At 44.0% G+C, this 16,097-nt stretch carries 16 protein-coding genes; 15 read left to right on the top strand and 1 reads right to left on the bottom strand.

Annotated elements, in window-relative coordinates; genetic code table 11:
• The first annotated feature begins 192 nt into the window (after positions 1-192).
• The 15 genes from nrfB to AB6F11_RS03235 all read left to right on the top strand — a co-directional run bounded on the left by nrfB (position 193) and on the right by AB6F11_RS03235 (position 15,088).
• Entirely contained in the window at positions 193-777 is a 585-nt protein-coding gene (gene nrfB, locus AB6F11_RS03305; RefSeq protein ID WP_102393401.1) for a cytochrome c nitrite reductase pentaheme subunit, read from the top strand.
• 3 nt (positions 778-780) lie between these two features.
• Complete coding sequence (gene nrfC / locus AB6F11_RS03300) at positions 781-1,467, top strand: cytochrome c nitrite reductase Fe-S protein (RefSeq protein WP_102393402.1); 687 nt, start codon at positions 781-783, stop codon at positions 1,465-1,467.
• A gap of 2 nt (positions 1,468-1,469) precedes the next feature.
• Positions 1,470-2,444, top strand: coding sequence for a cytochrome c nitrite reductase subunit NrfD (gene nrfD, locus AB6F11_RS03295; protein WP_017063561.1), 975 nt, complete (start codon positions 1,470-1,472; stop codon positions 2,442-2,444).
• A 185-nt stretch (positions 2,445-2,629) separates the two neighbouring features.
• Positions 2,630-4,546 carry a heme lyase CcmF/NrfE family subunit gene (locus AB6F11_RS03290; protein ID WP_017066838.1) on the top strand — a complete coding sequence of 639 codons (1,917 nt, stop codon included), beginning with the start codon at positions 2,630-2,632 and terminating at the stop codon, positions 4,544-4,546.
• On the top strand, positions 4,527-5,081 hold the full coding sequence (locus AB6F11_RS03285) for a DsbE family thiol:disulfide interchange protein (RefSeq protein ID WP_102320483.1): 555 nt from the start codon (positions 4,527-4,529) through the stop codon (positions 5,079-5,081). The genes AB6F11_RS03290 and AB6F11_RS03285 overlap by 20 nt, the downstream gene beginning before the upstream one ends.
• Positions 5,078-5,518 (top strand): heme lyase NrfEFG subunit NrfF, encoded by a 441-nt coding sequence (nrfF, locus tag AB6F11_RS03280; protein ID WP_102320484.1) that lies wholly within the window; start codon positions 5,078-5,080, stop codon positions 5,516-5,518. Before AB6F11_RS03285 ends, nrfF begins: the two co-directional genes overlap by 4 nt.
• A gap of 89 nt (positions 5,519-5,607) precedes the next feature.
• A complete protein-coding gene (locus AB6F11_RS03275; protein WP_017063565.1) occupies positions 5,608-5,784 on the top strand; it encodes a hypothetical protein in 177 nt (58 codons plus the stop codon).
• Between the two features lie 249 nt (positions 5,785-6,033).
• Positions 6,034-6,630: a GTP cyclohydrolase II gene (ribA, locus tag AB6F11_RS03270; RefSeq protein ID WP_009848836.1), complete on the top strand. Its 597-nt coding sequence runs from the start codon at positions 6,034-6,036 to the stop codon at positions 6,628-6,630.
• Between the two features lie 176 nt (positions 6,631-6,806).
• Positions 6,807-8,066 carry an imelysin family protein gene (locus AB6F11_RS03265; RefSeq protein ID WP_017063566.1) on the top strand — a complete coding sequence of 420 codons (1,260 nt, stop codon included), beginning with the start codon at positions 6,807-6,809 and terminating at the stop codon, positions 8,064-8,066.
• Between the two features lie 111 nt (positions 8,067-8,177).
• A complete protein-coding gene (locus AB6F11_RS03260) occupies positions 8,178-9,566 on the top strand; it encodes a di-heme oxidoredictase family protein (RefSeq protein ID WP_102320485.1) in 1,389 nt (462 codons plus the stop codon).
• A 159-nt stretch (positions 9,567-9,725) separates the two neighbouring features.
• Positions 9,726-10,787, top strand: a complete 1,062-nt coding sequence (locus AB6F11_RS03255; protein WP_065585177.1) for an imelysin family protein — start codon at positions 9,726-9,728, stop codon at positions 10,785-10,787.
• Positions 10,777-11,862 carry a DUF1513 domain-containing protein gene (locus AB6F11_RS03250; protein ID WP_102320486.1) on the top strand — a complete coding sequence of 362 codons (1,086 nt, stop codon included), beginning with the start codon at positions 10,777-10,779 and terminating at the stop codon, positions 11,860-11,862. The genes AB6F11_RS03255 and AB6F11_RS03250 overlap by 11 nt, the downstream gene beginning before the upstream one ends.
• A gap of 81 nt (positions 11,863-11,943) precedes the next feature.
• Positions 11,944-13,482 (top strand): murein L,D-transpeptidase, encoded by a 1,539-nt coding sequence (locus tag AB6F11_RS03245; RefSeq protein ID WP_102393405.1) that lies wholly within the window; start codon positions 11,944-11,946, stop codon positions 13,480-13,482.
• A gap of 198 nt (positions 13,483-13,680) precedes the next feature.
• Entirely contained in the window at positions 13,681-14,229 is a 549-nt protein-coding gene (locus AB6F11_RS03240) for a YcbK family protein (RefSeq protein ID WP_017060953.1), read from the top strand.
• 205 nt (positions 14,230-14,434) lie between these two features.
• On the top strand, positions 14,435-15,088 hold the full coding sequence (locus AB6F11_RS03235; RefSeq protein ID WP_102393406.1) for an MBL fold metallo-hydrolase: 654 nt from the start codon (positions 14,435-14,437) through the stop codon (positions 15,086-15,088).
• A gap of 111 nt (positions 15,089-15,199) precedes the next feature.
• Here AB6F11_RS03235 and AB6F11_RS03230 read toward each other — a convergent pair whose 3' ends face one another.
• Complete coding sequence (locus tag AB6F11_RS03230; RefSeq protein ID WP_017060955.1) at positions 15,200-16,000, bottom strand: DUF2982 domain-containing protein; 801 nt, start codon at positions 15,998-16,000, stop codon at positions 15,200-15,202.
• Between the last annotated feature and the right edge of the window lie 97 nt (positions 16,001-16,097).

The raw sequence follows: 16,097 nt of genomic DNA, 5'->3' as shown, positions 1-16,097 counted from the left end.
TCACATATTACCCTTTGTATATTTCGCTTTACCTAATTAGGGGCATATTCTAAATATAGAAAGCGTTGTGGCTTATCCAAAATAAGAATTGATATCATTTAAGCGGTAATAATATCGTTTAAGGGTACTTTTGTTTAACCGGAATATTATTTAGTTGAGAGTTAAATAATGCCGGTATAAGGAAAGGATAAAATGGGCAATATTAAATTGACCATAGTCATAATGCTTAAATCCCTTCTAGCATTCTGCCTCTATGGTTATTCCATTCATGCTGTTGCAGAGCCTGCTGTTACGCCAGTAGGAGAGTCAACAAGACATGAAGTCGAATTAATACGTGACAAAGATTACAAATGTGTCCAATGCCATAAAGATTCTAAAGAAACGGTATTTGGTTCACATGGTGAGAGTGCGCACGCTTTGCTTGGCCGTGAAGTGAATTGCACAGATTGTCATAGTTCTATTGGCCCCGATCACCGTGATGGTGCACCTGAGGTGGTGAAGTATCGCGCGGCTCAATCACAACCCGGAACCGAAAAGGTTTTCCTCGATCCTAGCTTAATCCTAGATGCCAACAGCCAATGTATAGATTGTCATAAGCCTGATGATCTGCGCGAAGCGAGTTGGACTCATGACGTACACGCACAAAACTTAACGTGTTCAAACTGTCACGATGTGCATGCGAGTGAAGCGAAGGTGCTTGGCTTAGATAAAAAGCAAACCATCAAGCTGTGTGTGGATTGCCATTCAGACTTCAACCAGAAGAAAGAAGGGGAGTAATCTATGAGCTGCTCAAGAAGAAACTTTTTAGCTGGCGCGGGTGCCGTTATTTTCACAACTGGTGTTGCAGGTACTGCAGCGGTTACAAGCCGCAAAACGCTGTCTAATGTTCAGGAAGATGGCACCAAGCGTTACGGAATGGTTCATGACGAAACCGCGTGTATTGGCTGTGCTGCTTGTACTGAGGCGTGTCGTGAAGTAAACAAAGTGCCTGAAGGCGTATCGCGCTTAGAAATCATAAAGAGCGAACCTCAAGGTGAATATCCAAATGTTGATTACCGTTTCACTCGTAACTCTTGTCAACATTGTGATAATGCACCTTGTGTGATGGTTTGCCCAACAGGCGCCGCCTATAAAGATGAGAAGACAGGAATTGTTGATGTACATAAAGAGAAGTGTGTCGGCTGTGGTTATTGCCTGCTAGCTTGTCCATATCAAGTGCGCTTCTTCCATCCTAAGAATAAGTCGGCCGACAAATGTAACTTCTGCCGCGATACCAATCTTGCGCAAGGTAAATTACCTGCTTGTGTTGAATCTTGCCCTACCAATGCGCTGATATTTGGCGACTTAAATGACCCTAAGAGCGGGATAAACCAGGTACTTAAATCTGAAGTGGTTTACAGAGATAAGGCTTATCTAGGTACTCAGCCAAAACTCTATAAAGTGCCACACCAAAAAGGGGAGATTTGATTATGAGTGCATGGGATACAGCGTTTCAATCAGGTACCGTGGTTTGGGACTGGATCATTGCTATCTATCTGTTTTTGGCGGGTATGTCAGCGGGTGCAGTGATGATCTCGATTTACCTTAAGAGAAAGGTGATTGAGGACGATCCAGCGAATAATGGTGTATTAAAGGCAACGGCTTTTCTAGCACCATTCGGGATCATCTCAGGCTTATTGATCTTGGTTTTCCACCTGACGAAACCACTATCATTTTGGAAGATCATGATCTTTTATAATCCGACGTCAGTGATGTCGATGGGTGTGATCTTATTCCAAGTGTATATGGTGATCCTATTTGTTTGGATCGGCATTATATTCCGAAATCAGATTGCCGTATTCTTGAGTGATCAAGCATGGTTAAAAGGGCGACTCGATTTTGTCAGTAACTGGATTGGCAAATTAGAATCTTTTGAGAATGTTTTTGAAATATTCTTAGCTGTGCTTGCGCTATTACTTGCGGCTTACACTGGCTTCTTACTCTCTGCGCTAAATACCTTCCCAATGCTGAATAACCCAGTGTTGCCGATATTGTTCTTATTCTCGAGTTTATCCTCGGGAGCGGCGGCATGTATTTTATTTGGTGTGTTGGTCTTTAAGGAGTCTCCGCATAGTGCGAGTATTTCTTGGATCCACGGCTTCGAACGTCCTGTTGTTATGTTTGAACTGTTTGTCCTTGTTACTTTCTTCACTGGGTTGATATTTGCTGGTGGTCAAAGTGAGCAGGCAGTATGGAACGCGATTGGCGGTGGTTTCTGGGCAAGTTGGTTCTGGTATGGCGTAATTGGTGTGGGTATGGTTTTACCCTTGTTGCTTAACGCCGTGACACCAGCATCGGTTCGCCATAGTACTGTGTATATTTTCTCTGTTACTTCATTGAGTCTGATGGGCGTATTAATGCTAAGAACGTTTGTCCTTTATGCAGGACAATTAACGTTAGCTTAATTTCGCTCAAGGTTATAAGTGAGTGGATGTTGGATACTAAACATCTGCTCACTAAATTTCTTTTCGCTGAGTAACAGTAGCTAGTTGAGTAATAATAGCTAGTTGAGTTACATCAGCTAGTTGAGCAATCAATGCCAATAATGGTTTAACTTGGTTCTGCTTAGGTAGAGCCTGATTGAGGTGATATGGTCGGTTCTTTGGGGCTGTTTAGTTTAATTTTGGTCGCTGTTCTCAGCAGCATTATCGCTGTGTATTCGATGTATCAAATGCTAACTAAACAAGCACAAAATGTGGCTTTAATTCGTAGTTTCTCCCTCTCTAGCGCTTTGTTTTCCATTGGCGCTATCGTTTTACTTGGCTATGCCTTTGTAGGTGACGACTTTTCCATCCTCTATGTTGCAGAACACTCCAATACTCAATTACCCACCTTCTTCAAAATGGCCGCTGTGTGGGCTGGACATGAAGGCTCATTGCTATTTTGGGTCTTAACCATTAGCTGTTGGTCGGGTGTGATTGCCCTACAAAAGCAATATTCTTCTGAGTATCAGAGCCGCGTATTGTGGGTGATGAATGTGTTACTCGCGATATTTGCATGGTTTACCTTATTTGCTTCGAACCCATTTGAACTGAATTCGACCTTGCCACTTGAAGGGCGTGACCTTAACCCAATGCTGCAAGACGTTGGTTTGATATTCCATCCGCCTCTGTTGTATTTGGGTTATGTTGGTTTCTCTGTGGTCTTGGCATTTGCTGTGGCCGCTTTGCTGGTGGATCCGATTGAGTTCGATTGGGTCGCTCATTGTCGCAGTTGTTGTTTGGTCGCTTGGATCTTTTTAACCGCAGGGATCATTCTTGGTTCTTGGTGGGCATACTACGAGTTAGGGTGGGGTGGTTGGTGGTTCTGGGACCCGGTAGAAAATGCCAGCCTATTACCTTGGCTAACATCAACCGCTCTATTGCACAGTTTGGGTGTTGCTAAAGGCAAGCAACAGTTGCTGAAGTGGTCACTTAGCCTTGCTTTCATTACGTTTTGTTTAAGTATCCTCGGTACTTTTATTGTTCGATCTGGCGTCCTCACTTCCGTTCATGCTTTTGCTGTTGACCCAACCAAAGGTATCGCGCTGTTGCTGATACTGGTTTTGGTGTTAGTGAGTTCGTTTTCTCTTCTTATTGTTCGTGGTGAATCTTTCGAGTCGAATCCAATCACTAGCTTTGCGAGTAAAAGTTTTTTGAGTTTAGTGGCGGTACTTATATTTGTACTGGGTACGGCGGTGGTGGTGTTTGGTACCTTCTACCCAATGGTTTTTGAATTACTTGGCCTTGGAAATATCTCTGTGGGCGCACCTTACTTTAATCTTCTTATTGCGCCATTGGCTCTGCTTGCGATGGGAGTGATAGGGTTAGCGCCATTGCTCAGTATCAAACCTCAAGCGTCGAAAGGTGTGATTGGAATTATTGCCTTATTGTCTCTCTGTCTTGGCTTTGTAACTTATGTTTTGCAAGTTGAAGCGATCCAAGTGATGGTGCTAATGACATGGTCACTTGCGTTTTGGGTAGCCCTGACTCATGTTTACGGCTTAGCGGTAACGCGCAACTCTAAGTTTCAACGCAAAGTATGGGTGATGACGTTGGCGCATGTGGGTGTCGCAGTATTAGCGATAGGTGCCGCGATGAACAGTTACCATTCATTTGAGCGAAGTTACAAATTGAGCCCAGGTGAAGAGGTTGAGTTTATGGGCTGGACGCTCTCTCATCGTGATACCGAGCTCTATGTCGCCTCCAACTTTACTGCAGAAAAAGCGATACTCGAATTAGATGCTAGCGAGCAAAGCTTTTCCATCGCGCCAGAAAGAAGACACTACCAAGTTCGTGTTATGAACATGAGTGAGCCTGCAATGAAGTGGTTCTGGCATGGCGATGTTTATATCACCATGGGCGAGAAAGTCGATTCCACCGCTTACGCATTTCGTGTTCAGTATAAGGCGTATGCGCGCTGGATCTGGTTTGGTGGGCTGTTCTCCATTATCGGCGCTTTGCTCTCATTGACTCATCGTAAAAAGAAAACCGTTAAGGCGTCACAGTATGCATACCAGCGTTCGTAACAAGCTAATTACTCTAATTGCCTTAGCATTGATTGTGGTGCTGGTATTTGTCTTTGCGCTTGATAATAAGCAGCAGTCGACCATGGTGTCTGAACAACAAAGGGCATTTCCAGAATTTACATCGACTGCGTTAGTGAATAGTGAAGGCGTCAATGGTCAGCAGAAAATTACGCTTACTGATGTCACGCAGCACCCTTATCAACTGGTTAATGTATGGGCATCTTGGTGCGGGATATGTAAAACCGAACATTCATTTTTGCTTCAACTTCACGATAAAGGCATTCCCATCGTTGGGCTTAATTATCGAGATAACTCTGGGGCTGCGATTAACGTGTTATCGAACGATGGCAACCCGTACTCAACCGTGATCAGTGACCCTCAAGGCAAGTTAGCATTAGAGTTGGGCGTAATCGGCACACCTGAAACGTATTTGGTTGATGCCAATGGCCAGATCATTAAAAAGCTATTGGGCGTGATTAATGAAATGGTATGGAAAGATGAGCTTGCGATGTATTTTGATGGTGTGAATGGATGATGAAGTCTCTAGTACAAACCTTGTTTATGCTGTCAGCTCTTTTAGTGATTAGCCTTTCAACCATGGCTGAAGATCTGTTTACTGCCAGTAATAAAGAGACGAGTATTCAAGTTGAACTGTTTGAGTTTGAAAACCCAGAACAACAGCAACGTGCTATTAGCTTGGCGAAAACGTTACGCTGCCCACAATGTCAAAACCAAAATCTGATTGAATCCAACTCACCAATAGCAAAAGACTTACGCTTTGTTGTGTTCAATATGGTGAAAGCAGGGAAGAGTAATAATGAGATTACTCGATATATGACGGAAAGATATGGTGAATTTGTACTGTATAAGCCGGCGATGAAGGTTTCAAATCTATTACTTTGGTTGCTACCGAGCCTATTATTTCTCTTATTTATATATTTATCAGTAAAAAGTGTTAGGAAGAGCTCATAAAAATTGTGTATTACTGTTTACCAATTGACCTGTATTTTGTAACATTGACCGATTATAAAGGCTAAGCACTGCTATATAAGGATGTATCTGTGGATAACGTAATCTCAAATTTAAAGAAAGAGTTCCATACTCATGTCCGATCTGATAAATGGGCAGAAAAATACAGTGCAAAGTCGAGCATTTCTACGCTTACTCAAGAAGAGTTAACCGAATTAGAGAACGCTTGGGTTCAGCTTGTCATCTGGAAGCAAACTCAAGTAAGTTGATCGTTCTGTAAAAAATCGTAGTCTTAGCCGCAACTGATTAATTTATAACCCCATGTTGGTCATCCCAATGTGGGTTTTTTTCTTATGTGAAAAATAATTGTTATATTATAACAATTTGTACGAGGTCGACCTTGAAAAAAATTGTTAACAGCCTCATAGTGTCTATCATTAGATAGTTAGCTACAAAATATTGCCTAGACATATAATGTAGTGTTGTTAAATACATCGAATTTTCAAGTGAGTATAGCTATGGCGGAAGTGCGTGCCAGAATAGATTTCAAAGTAGGGGTAACAAGCAGTATAGATGCTGAACTTCTGTCTTTTCATGGATTGAAAACAGATAAAGAGCATGTTGCTGTGATATTTAAATCAGCAGACAAGACACAAGACATACCTCTTGTTCGTATGCACTCTGAGTGCCTGACTGGTGATGTTTTCCATTCTTCTCGCTGTGACTGTGGCGAGCAGTTAGACGAAACCATTAGAATTATGGGTGAGACGGGTGGGGTGATTCTTTACTTACGCCAAGAAGGTCGTGGTATTGGCTTGTACAACAAAATCGATGCGTACCGTCTGCAAAGCGAAGGCATGAACACCTATGAAGCCAACAACCACCTAGGTTTTGGCGATGACCTACGCGATTTTACTGAAGCTGCTGAAATGCTACGCGCCTTAGGTACTACAAAAATCCGCTTAGTCACCAACAACCCTAAGAAGATCAATGAGCTAAAATCTTTTGGTATTGAGATTGAAGAAGTGGTGAATACCTCTGCTCATATCAAATCGGGTAATGAAAGCTACCTGAAGGCAAAAGTCTCACACGGTAAGCATAATCTGGATATCTGATTAGCCTCTTTGTTACGCTTAACATAAAAATGTTTAAAGACCTCACATATGTGAGGTTTTTTTGTATTTATCTTGCAATAAAATTGTAAGTTTGTATTATTTCAATCCGTAGTGCAAATGATAATGGTTTGCACTATTACTACGGATAATAATTTAAAGCTCAACAAGGATGCTTCATGACCATTAAATCTTTAGTGACAAAAGCCGTAACTTCGTCACTCATTTTTGCCTCTGCTTCTTCTTTCGCAGCAGTAACTCAAGATCAAGTTGTAGAACATTACGCAGATATTGCGCATGCAGTGTTTGCAGATTCAGTAATTACAGCAAAAGCGTTGAACTCTTCTATTGATACCTTCTTAGCTTCTCCTTCTGCTGGCAACTTCGAACAAGTAAAACAAGCTTGGCTTGAGTCTCGCGTACCATACCAACAGTCAGAAGTTTTCCGCTTCGGCAACGCTGTTGTTGATGATTGGGAAGGCCAACTGAACGCATGGCCACTTGATGAAGGCCTGATTGATTATGTTTCGACTGATTACCAATATGAACTTGGTAACGAAGGCGCTAGCGCAAACATCGTGGCTAACAAGACTTTCCAAATTGGTCAGACTACCGTTGATGCAACCAACATCACCCCTGAGCTAATCGCAGACTTGAACGAGATCGGTGGTTCTGAAGCGAACGTAGCGTCTGGCTACCACGCAATTGAATTCCTACTTTGGGGCCAAGATTTAAACGGTACAAACAGCGGTGCAGGTGAGCGTGCTTACACTGATTTCGTTGTTGGCGCTGAGTGTACTAACGGCAACTGTGACCGTCGTGGCGCATACCTAAAAGCATCTGCTGAGCTACTTATCCAAGACCTAGAATGGATGGAAAAGCAGTGGGCTGAAGGCGAGAAAGGCAACTACCGTCAAGAGCTTCTTTCAGAATCTAGCGAGAATGGTCTTCGTAAAATGCTGTTTGGCATGGGTTCACTGTCTCTAGGTGAGCTAGCGGGTGAGCGTATGAAGGTTGCACTAGAAGCAAACTCTACTGAAGACGAGCACGATTGTTTCTCTGATAACACGCACAACTCTCACTACTACAACGAGCAAGGCATCTACAACGTTTACACGGGTCTATACAAGCGTGAAGACGGTACTCTGCTTTCCGGCCCAAGCTTGTTCGACCTAGTAGAGCAAAAAGATGAGCAAGCTGCGAAAGAGATTCAAAAGCAGTTTGACCTAGCACGTGCACAAGTAGGCGAATTAGTAACGTCTGCAGAGAAAAACAACCAGCACTTCGATCAGCTAATCGCTGCTGACAACGCTGCGGGTAATGCACTAGTAAACAAAACAATTGTTGCGCTAGTGTCTCAAACAGCGGCTATTGAGCGTGCTGCGGGTGTGATTGGCATTGATAGCCTAAACCCAGACACAGCGGATCACGAGTTCTAAGAACCCGAGCCGACACAAATGTAAGGGCTCTGATTGAGCCCTTAATTGTTTGATCCTCAAGAAAGCCACACCCACATAAAAACTAAAATCAAAAACACAGCAAGGCAATGTATGAAGTCGTATCTCTCAGCCTCACTATTAACCGCACTGTTTTTCGTATCTCCATTACACGCTCATGAAACCTACTCTGGCGGCAAAACGACCGTGAAGAAAGAAGGAGCGAACGCTTTTTCCCTTCCCGCAGCCAATCTACCAATGAGTAAGCGCTTGGATTTCAGCGTAGGTAATAGCTTCTTTAGAAACCCTTGGGTTCCTGCACCGTCATCAACCGATGCTCGTGATGGGTTAGGACCACTATTTAATACTAACGGCTGTCAAAACTGCCACATCAAAGATGGTCGTGGTCACGCGCCAGAAGAAGGAGATGAGAACGCAGTATCCATGTTGGTTCGTTTAAGCATTCCGGCTGAAACGCCTGAGCAGCGACAAGCCTTCATTCGAGATGGTGGAATTCCAGAGCCGACGTACGGCGGTCAGCTACAAGATTTTGCGCTTCAAGGTGTAAAACCAGAGGGCAAAGTGAACATTAGCTACACGGATGTTCCTGTTGAATTCAAAGACGGCACCGTCGTTACTCTGCGTAAACCCACTTTAAATATTACTGAACTTGCTTTCGGCGAGATGCATCCTAAGACCGAGTTTTCAGCTCGAGTGGCGCCGCCAATGATTGGTCTTGGTCTGCTTGAAAGTATCCCACAAGAAACGATTCTAGGATTTGCAGAGCAGCAATTGGCAGACAAACAGGGCCTGTCGGGTAAAGCCAACTATGTTCTTGATGTTCAAACCAATGAAATGGCGCTAGGTCGTTTCGGTTGGAAAGCCGGGCAGCCAAACTTAATGCAGCAAAACGCGGCGGCATTTAACGGTGACTTAGGCCTGACAAGCAGCTTATTTCCGAATGAAAACTGCACATCAGCGCAATCAACCTGTGATGATTTTCCAAATGGTGGCGAGCCAGAAGTCAGTGACAACATCTTAGATTTTGTTGAGTTCTATTCGCAGCATCTCGCGGTACCTGTTCGTCGTAATGTCGATAACCCAGCGGTTGTTCAAGGTAAAAATCTGTTCAAAGAGATTGGTTGTCAAAGCTGTCACCAAGCTGAAATTCGCACGGCAGAGCGTGAAGGCTTGCCTGCATTATCTAATCAGTTAATTAGCCCATATACCGACATGTTGCTACACGACATGGGTGAAGGCTTAGCGGACAATCGCCCTGAGTATCTTGCCAATGGTCAAGAGTGGCGTACCACACCACTTTGGGGATTAGGTTATACCAAAGAAGTGAACGGTCATACGTTCTTACTTCATGACGGTCGCGCAAGAAACGTTATGGAAGCGGTACTTTGGCATGGTGGTGAAGCAGAAATGGCAAAACAAAAAGTATTAGCTTTGAGTAGCAGTGAACGCGAAGCACTACTAGCGTTTTTGGAATCATTATAGGCTGTCTTGAATTCAGTTAAGCCAACGGCTTAGTTACTTAAGAAAACCGCTAACAAAAGACTGACTACCGCTGAACTTGTAGGGATACGAGGCCAGCGGTCGTTTCATATTTATTGAACTCATATAATTAAAAGAAAAACTAGGAAGTAAGGTAACAGCATGACACATAAATTTTTGTTAATGCCTTTGTCGGCATTAATTATGGCAGGCTGCCAATCATCGGGTGAGCAAGCCGCTTCATCTGAGGTTAACGGTGTGTCTTATCAAGCAGACACGACCGACCACATCAGTCGCAGTGTCTATCAACAAGAGTTTGATTCAGCGGTGCTATTCGCGAAGCAATCGAGCGAATTAGAAGCTCTGATGCAAGGTTACTGTGAAACGGATAACGTTGAGTTAGACGCTTTGAAAGATCAATGGCAGATCACAATGAACAGCTGGATGGCACTACAAGGCCAAGAAAGAGGTCCAACAGCAGCGCTTGAAGAGAGCTGGAATGTTCAATTCTGGCCAGACAAAAAGAACACGACGGGTCTTAAGATGCGTCAGTTAACTCAACAGAACAAAGCTTGGACTCAAGACGAAATCGCGCAGCAGAGTGTGACGGTTCAAGGGCTAGGTGCGTTGGAGTGGTCTCTGTACGACGAGCAATCTCCATTACTGCAAGACAAAGCGTCTGGTTGTCTATCTTCACAAGCGATCGCACAAAACTTGGCAATGAAATCGGCCTCTATTGCTGAGGCATGGCAGGTTAACCCTTGGTTAGCGCTAGACGAGACTCGTTGGGAGTCTGAATACATCGCTTTATTGACCAACCAACTTGATTACAGCATGAAAAAGCTGAGTCGCCCGATGGCGAAAATTGGTCATCCGCGTCCTTACTTCTCAGAATCATGGCGTGCACAAACCTCGATGACTCAACTAAAAGCCAATGTAGCAGCACTTCAGAATTTGTACCTTGCCGGTGGCAATGGCCTAGACGGCTTGTTGAGAGAGAAGGGCTTAAACGACCTAGCTGATCGCGTTGCTGACCAGTTCACATTGACGCTAGATACTTGGCCTACAGACTCAAGCTTGTTTGAGTTATTGCAGAGCAAAGAGGGCTACCGCGAGGTGCTGACTCAATACAACAAACTAGAACGTTTGAAGTACCTGATTCATGAAGAAGTGGCGATAGAGCTTGGCGTGGTAATAGGATTTAATGCTACCGATGGTGACTGATACTACACGAAGAACCTTACTGAAAGCAGCACTTGGGTGTGCTGCTGTGCCTGTGCTGCCGTTCGGATGTGCTAGCCGTTCAGGTGAAAGCGCATCGAATAAACCTCAGTTGATTGGTTGTGCGCTTAATGGTCGAGGCCAGTATTCCGCGGTTGTGGCTGATGAGTATGGCATGCCACTGAGCCAGCTACCTATCCCTGAGCGTGGCCATGGCGTCGCAATCTGCCCAACCTCATCACATGCGGTGGTTTTTGCCCGTCGTCCTGGTGACTATTTTATGGTGTTTGACTATAAAAACGGTCAGCAGATCAAAATGGTGGTGAAAGGTAACAACCGCCACTTCTATGGTCATGGCGTTTACTCATTAGACGGCACACTATTGTATGCCACTGAAGGGAAAACCGACACCAGTCAAGGCGTGATTGGCGTTTACGATGTCGCGCAAGGCTATCGTAAGGTCGAAGAGTTCACTGGTTTCGGTATCGGCCCACATGAAGTGATCATCATGCCGGATGGTAATCTCGCGATCGGCGTTGGTGGCGTTCATACTGATGGTAGAACACCGAAAAACCTCGATTCGATGCTGCCGAGCTTGAGTTATGTTTCTCCTGAAGGTGTGTTACTTGATCAGGTTGAATTGTTGGATAAGAAGCTGAGCATTCGACATTTAGCCCATGATGGTGCTGAAACGGTACTTTGTGGCCAGCAATATCGTGGTGAACCAGATGAGTATCCTTCGCTATTGGCGATGCATACTAAAGGCGGCCAGTTTGAATCACTGAACGCAGAGCCTGAGCAATGGGCAAGGTTCAATCACTATATCGCCAGTATTGCGGCGTCAGACGATTGGATTATTGCGACTTCGCCAAGAGGCAACTGCTACGGTATTTGGTCTAAAGAAACCAAAGAATTAGTAGAACTGTCTGCATTATCTGACGCTTCTGGCGCTGTGCTGCTTGATGGTGAGTTTCGATTAAGCTCTGGGGCGGGAAGTGTGGTAAGCCAGAGCAAGCCTTATGAGAAATCAACTCAACAATCATCGGTCCAGTGGGATAACCATTGGAGTTCAATCTGATTTATAAAGCCTCTTAAAAAATAACATGCTTACTCCCGTTTCTTTGCCATACTTATGGAATTGCTGGTAACGGAGTTAAGCATGTTAGCAAAATACTTCTGTGGATTATTGGTGTTAGTTTCTGTGCATGCATGGAGCTATGCGAGTTCTGACGAGAGCCGTTTCATTCCGGCGGAATCCGAACTTTCTTTTATGCTGATTTATCCAGAGCTGACACAGAGTATCTATCAAGACACTTCTGTGCCTATCCTTTGGGATTCACCTGAGCTGGTTAAAGCGTTTGAGTTCCAATTGTCGCTTCTCGAACAAGCTCAAATGGCACCACTCTTCGATCGACAACTCAAGCAAATTCGTCACTATCAATCCCATGCTCAATGGCAAGAGTTGGACATATTACTCACCGATACTTTTATCTACTACCTGAGCTACGTTGAAAATGCGCCGCTTGCCGGTAAAGAGTGGTACTTCTCGGGCAAGTTGCATTCCAAATTACCAGCGCCTTCTCCGCATATCCTGATGAGATTAAAAAGCAGCGTTGCCAATGATTACTTATTGGAGATGGTGTTGTCTTACGCGCCGCCTGTTGGGGATTTTGACCAATTCAAAGCAACCTATTCTGTTTTAAACACGGCATCAGAGCTTGGTGTTGAACGTTACCGACAAAAAGGTTTGAAACGCTTGGGGGATCAACTTTCAGACAAAGCGACGCTGGTTGAGCGCATTGCATTGGTTGGCGTAGACACTTCAATGATCGCTGTCGATTCCCCTCGATTTGATCGAGACTTACAAATCGCGATCAAAGCTTTTCAAAGTATGCATGGGATTACCGCGGATGGGATTATCGGGCCAGACACGATCAAATGGATCAATATGGGCTTTGATGATCGACTTACTTCCCTAGCATTGAACGCCGAGCGTGCCCGCTTATGGCCAAGAAATAGAGACTCACTGATTGTGGTGAATGTACCTAGTTTTGATATGAAGTATTGGGAAGATGGGGAAGAGGTTTTTGAATCTAAAGTTGTGGTTGGGAGAAAATCGAGAAAAACACCACTCTTAGAGATAAAGCTTGATTCGGTTATCTTAAATCCGACTTGGAACGTGCCATGGAAAATCATGGTTAAAGATATCTTGCCTAAAGTAAAAGCCGACGAGAGTTATCTTGAAACACACAATTTTCAAGTGATCGATGGTTGGCGTTCGATGGAAACTGTCGATACTACCGAGATAGATTGGCAAACGATTAACTTTAACTCTTTTCCTTATCGAATGCGCCAGCAAGCAGGCTCTAGTAACGCATTGGGTTTGTATAAGTTCAATACGCCCAACAAGCGAGCCATCTATCTCCATGACACCCCAAGTAAAAGCTTGTTTAACGATGACTTCCGCGCCTATAGCTCTGGTTGTATTCGTGTTGAGCATGCCGAGGAACTCGCGGAGTTGTTATTTGCGACTAAGGTAAAGAAAGTGCCGAATCAGGATGATGAACTTGCGCCCAATACTAAGGTTCGTCTCAAGAAGCGAATTCCAGTGCATATCATTTATCAAACCGTGTTGTTTGAAGAAGGAGGCATACAATACCGCGGTGATATCTACCAATATGATAAAGAGGGCGGTTGATTGAAATATGGTCAAGAAAGGTGATCTTGACTGAAAAATGACAACCAAGCTTCTATTGATAAAATTATAATGAGTATCAATAACTAACCGTGCAAAGGTTACAAATACTAACGTTTTGCACGGTTTTTGTACGTTGACGCAGCAAATTCCATTATGTATCGTGCATTTTTCGTTCGATCTAATTGGTTTTTTTGCTGTATGTCTCAAAGTTTATTTTCACGCCGTCAGTTTCTGACTTACGCTGGTGGTACTGCTGTAGTCGCCTCTCTTACTCCTTCTATCGCTTTCGCTTCATACCCGGATCAACCAAGAACGATTAGCATGAACAATCTTCACACTGGTGAACGATTAGAGACTTGTTATTTCGATGGCACTAACTATGTTGGTGACGAGATGGCACGCCTTAGCAAACTGTGCCGTGACTTCCGCCGCAATGAGATTCATCCAATGGATAAGAACCTGTTTGATCAGATCACTCAGATTCAAAATGTACTGGGTATTCAAAAAGAAGTTCAAATCATCTCTGGCTACCGCTCTCCAGCAACCAACGAAGCGTTGCGCTCTAAGTCGAGTGGTGTCGCTAAAAAGAGCTATCACATGCTTGGTAAAGCGATCGATTTTCGTATCGATGGTGTTGATTTAAAGGAACTGAGAGACGTAGCTAAAAGTCTGCAAGCAGGTGGTGTTGGTTATTACGCTCGTAGTAACTTCATCCACATTGATACTGGTCCAGTTCGCAGCTGGTAGAGCTAAGCTGAGTTATTGAGTGATACGGTAGGCACTTGTCAAAGTAGACATCCAATGTCATAGTTTGCCCAAATTTCAGTTTGTTCTAATAATTCGGTTTATTGCTGCTCAGTTTGTTGCTGTTTAGTTTGTTATTGTTGGGTTTGTTGCCAATAACATAGCGATATTCGAGTTGTTCACCAGATTCGCTCTTTAAGGTTTGTATATGTCTCTTAAGTATCAAGTTGTACCTGTTACCTCTTTTTCTCAGAACTGCTCGATTGTGTGGTGTGATGAAACCATGGAAGGCATCGTTGTCGATCCGGGCGGTGATGTTCAACAACTCGCGGCTATCATTGAAGAACTCGGTGTTAAGGTTGTGAACTTGGTACTGACGCACGGTCACTTAGATCATGTTGGCGGTACGGTACCACTTGCTGAGATCTTGAAGGTTGAAATTGTGGGCCCGCATAAGGCAGACAACTTCTGGCTACAAGGTCTAGAGAATCAAAGTCAGATGTTTGGTTTCCCACTGTGTAAAGCTTTTGAACCAAACACTTGGTTAGATGAGGGCGACAAAGTCACTTTTGGTAATCAAGTGATTGATGTGATTCACACGCCGGGCCACACGCCAGGTCACGTTGTACTGTTCAGTGAGCAAGCTCGTTTAGCGTTTGTGGGTGATGTGTTGTTTAACGGCGCAATTGGCCGTACTGACTTCCCACAAGGTGACTTCAATACGCTTATCGCTTCAATCAAGACTAAGCTTTGGCCACTAGGCAGTGACGTAACATTCGTTCCGGGCCATGGTCCTGAATCGACATTCGGTCGCGAGCGTGCATCAAACCCGTTCGTCGCAGATGAAATGCCTCTGTACTAATTAAATCTTTGATTTTCCAACCGATTATTTGTGTCGATTGATTGAAAATGAAGCTTAGCTTTTGTCCTGAAAGCTAAGCTTTTTTATTGTGTGTGAACTTACTGGTAAACCTTAATCAGAAAGACGTTCAGCGGCAGCCAAGTAGCGTCGAGCCAGCCCAACAAACTCTTCTCCACTCATATTCAAATCATGGGTTGATATGAAAATGTCATAACCGTGGAAGCCCCTTTGATATTTCATTCTGTTGGCAAGCATCGCCTGCAATCCAGAATAGTTTTTAATCACCGCGTTTGGACTGTTTGTCTCATTCGGTGAATCAAGGTTGTCCTGTGATTGGTTATCGTTGAAATTTACGTTGTCGGTATTCTGCGACTCTTTGTATTGGCTTAGTTCGACACAGCCACTTTCAGTACAACGCGCATGGTAATGCGATGAGTCGAGAACCATATCCTCAAAGTTGGACTCTTTGCCTGCTTGTTTGGCTCCTAAGTACAAAAGTGCTCGTTGGCTGAGCAATAATTCACAAGTTATTTTAGGGCAAATCGAATCGAGGTAGGGCGAGTAATCTTTTACTTTAATTCCGACCCAGGGCAGAGGTTGATGCCAACCATCTTGTTCATAAGTGCAAAGACCAATTTTTTGGATGTTACTCCATTTTAAAACCCAACCCCCTTTGTAAAAGTGCTGCTGAAAATGAGTCGGGGTAAGTGTGAACATCACTCGGCTGCGCAGCATCAAATAGTAGCCAGTTCCCAGAAGCGCAATACTGCAAAAAGCACCCACGATCAGTAACTTTGGATTGTCACTGTAGAGCGAAACGATCAAGCAAATGAAGCCTAAAATAATGGCGAGGATACGGTACGAGCGAGTGAATGAAGGCAAAGAGAAATTACTAAGGTGACGAGTGTCCATAGGTAACACCAAGTTTTCATATTTTTGTCTGGATGGATAACCAGTGTATATGACCCTGAATTGATAAGTCGATGTTTAAATAATAGACGCTAGTAGA

The sequence above is a fragment of the Vibrio sp. 10N.247.311.14 genome (assembly GCF_041467715.1).
Lineage (GTDB): Bacteria > Pseudomonadota > Gammaproteobacteria > Enterobacterales > Vibrionaceae > Vibrio > Vibrio crassostreae_C.
This window is presented reverse-complemented; position numbering and strand designations above follow the sequence as displayed.

Bases quoted from the DNA above. Each gene is read 5' to 3' on its own strand.
- nrfB (WP_102393401.1), top strand. From the start codon at position 193: ATGGGCAATATTAAATTGACCATAGTCATAATGCTTAAATCCCTTCTA.
- nrfC (WP_102393402.1), top strand. From the start codon at position 781: ATGAGCTGCTCAAGAAGAAACTTTTTAGCTGGCGCGGGTGCCGTTATT.
- nrfD (WP_017063561.1), top strand. From the start codon at position 1,470: ATGAGTGCATGGGATACAGCGTTTCAATCAGGTACCGTGGTTTGGGAC.
- AB6F11_RS03290 (WP_017066838.1), top strand. From the start codon at position 2,630: ATGGTCGGTTCTTTGGGGCTGTTTAGTTTAATTTTGGTCGCTGTTCTC.
- AB6F11_RS03285 (WP_102320483.1), top strand. From the start codon at position 4,527: ATGCATACCAGCGTTCGTAACAAGCTAATTACTCTAATTGCCTTAGCA.
- nrfF (WP_102320484.1), top strand. From the start codon at position 5,078: ATGATGAAGTCTCTAGTACAAACCTTGTTTATGCTGTCAGCTCTTTTA.
- ribA (WP_009848836.1), top strand. From the start codon at position 6,034: ATGGCGGAAGTGCGTGCCAGAATAGATTTCAAAGTAGGGGTAACAAGC.
- AB6F11_RS03265 (WP_017063566.1), top strand. From the start codon at position 6,807: ATGACCATTAAATCTTTAGTGACAAAAGCCGTAACTTCGTCACTCATT.
- AB6F11_RS03260 (WP_102320485.1), top strand. From the start codon at position 8,178: ATGAAGTCGTATCTCTCAGCCTCACTATTAACCGCACTGTTTTTCGTA.
- AB6F11_RS03255 (WP_065585177.1), top strand. From the start codon at position 9,726: ATGACACATAAATTTTTGTTAATGCCTTTGTCGGCATTAATTATGGCA.
- AB6F11_RS03250 (WP_102320486.1), top strand. From the start codon at position 10,777: ATGGTGACTGATACTACACGAAGAACCTTACTGAAAGCAGCACTTGGG.
- AB6F11_RS03245 (WP_102393405.1), top strand. From the start codon at position 11,944: ATGTTAGCAAAATACTTCTGTGGATTATTGGTGTTAGTTTCTGTGCAT.
- AB6F11_RS03240 (WP_017060953.1), top strand. From the start codon at position 13,681: ATGTCTCAAAGTTTATTTTCACGCCGTCAGTTTCTGACTTACGCTGGT.
- AB6F11_RS03235 (WP_102393406.1), top strand. From the start codon at position 14,435: ATGTCTCTTAAGTATCAAGTTGTACCTGTTACCTCTTTTTCTCAGAAC.
- AB6F11_RS03230 (WP_017060955.1), bottom strand. From the start codon at position 16,000: ATGGACACTCGTCACCTTAGTAATTTCTCTTTGCCTTCATTCACTCGC.